Origin of the sequence: Mesorhizobium sp. M4A.F.Ca.ET.050.02.1.1 (genome assembly GCF_003997725.1) — a bacterium.
Lineage (GTDB): Bacteria > Pseudomonadota > Alphaproteobacteria > Rhizobiales > Rhizobiaceae > Mesorhizobium.
In genome coordinates this window covers 1-1406 of the sequence record NZ_RZSG01001139.1, presented here as the reverse complement: position 1 = coordinate 1406, position 1406 = coordinate 1, and the positions used below count along the sequence as shown (strand labels likewise).

2 protein-coding genes are annotated in these 1406 nt (G+C 64.2%); one reads left to right on the top strand and one right to left on the bottom strand.

Features of this window, described 5'->3' with window-relative positions; genetic code table 11:
* Nucleotides 1-425 precede the first annotated feature (425 nt).
* A complete protein-coding gene (locus EOA33_RS35755; protein WP_245482552.1) occupies nucleotides 426-596 on the top strand; it encodes a dihydrofolate reductase family protein in 171 nt (56 codons plus the stop codon).
* Nucleotides 597-660: 64 nt separating this feature from the next.
* On the opposite strand, the gene EOA33_RS35750 is transcribed toward EOA33_RS35755, so the two are convergent.
* A partial coding sequence (locus EOA33_RS35750) for a patatin-like phospholipase family protein (protein ID WP_145989512.1) occupies nucleotides 661-1406 on the bottom strand: 746 nt, incomplete at its 5' end.

The following is a 1406-nucleotide window of genomic DNA, read 5'->3' as shown; positions in this document are numbered from 1 at the left end:
GGAAATGATCGCGCCGGCGCACATGACCACGCCGAGAATCAGCGACCGCCTCCGCCGCGAAAGTCGCCCGGTGAAATCCGCCACAAGGTCCCAGGCGACCACCAGGATGGAGACCAGCGCAAGATTGGCGAGGAGTGAGCGCCAGATATCGGTCATGACTTTCCGGCTCCTTTTCTCCGATAGATACCGGCAAAACCTATCCGAGGTCTAAAGAGCCGTGGACCGGTCTGAGCGACAATGGGACAGGCCGAAACGCCGAATCGGCGAACCAGTGCGAAGCGTCAGGCCCGACGCGATCATCGCCCAGCGAACGGCGCATATGTCGACGACCTCCGGCCGCAGGCTAGGTGGCGGAAGGTCGCCGTCGGCGCCGAAGATCACCAAAGTCGGCGCCCTTACCAAAGGCAAATGGCGTCGCCAAGCAGTTGCTGGGGCATGGCCTGGTCGACCGCATCCGCCTGCTCATCTATCCCGGCGTCGTCGGCCACGGCAAGCCGCTGTTTGCGCCCGGCGGGCGAGTGCCGCTCGAGCTGATTTCGGCAACGCCGTTCAGCAACGGCGTGGTGGCGCTGGAATATGCAACCGCGAAGTCTTGATGCAGCTTCGCAGGGGACGGCGATGATGGCCACCTCACCCACTTGGGAGATCGGCAGCTTTCCCTCACCCGGCCTTCTTGCCCCGCTTGCCCTTCACGGCAGCCCTGCCCTCCAGCACCCGCTCGACCTCGCGCTTCAGCTGGTCCTTGATCTCGACCGTCTCGGCCATCAGTGTGTCGATCTTGAGGAAGTCGAGCACGCGGTACTTCGACACGTTCGGGCGGATCAGTATGTCGGGCGGGCACTGCCGCAGCTTGTTGGCGATGATCGACTGCATCATCAACTGCGTGGCGCCGTACATCAGATCGACGGTGGTCGGGTGCCGGCGCTCGGCCTCGCTCGGCGCGCCGACGACGTCGATGGCGATGATAATGTCGGCGTCCTTTTCGATGAGGTCAAAGGGCACGGGGTTGTAGATGCCACCGTCGATCAGCACGCGGCCGTCGCGCGTCACCGGACGGAACACCGCCGGAATGGCGGCGGAAGCGGCCAATGCCGAATGCAGGTCGCCGTCCTCGAAGACGGCGAGCTTGTGGCCGAAATAGTCGGTCGCCGTCACTTTCAGTGGGATCTTCAGCTGTGCGAAGGTTTCCGGGATGGCGTCGGGCAGGAAGGATTTCAGGATGCGCTCGACATTGAACTGGCTGACGCGGATGCCGTTCTGCATAGCCTCGGCGATGGTTCCCGGTCTTGCCCGCCACATGCGCGAGGCCACCTCGGCGCGGCTGCCGAGGATAGAACGGGCATAGGCGTGGATCTCCGCCCCGGTCATGCCGGAGGCCATGCCGGCGCCCATGATGGCGCCAATCG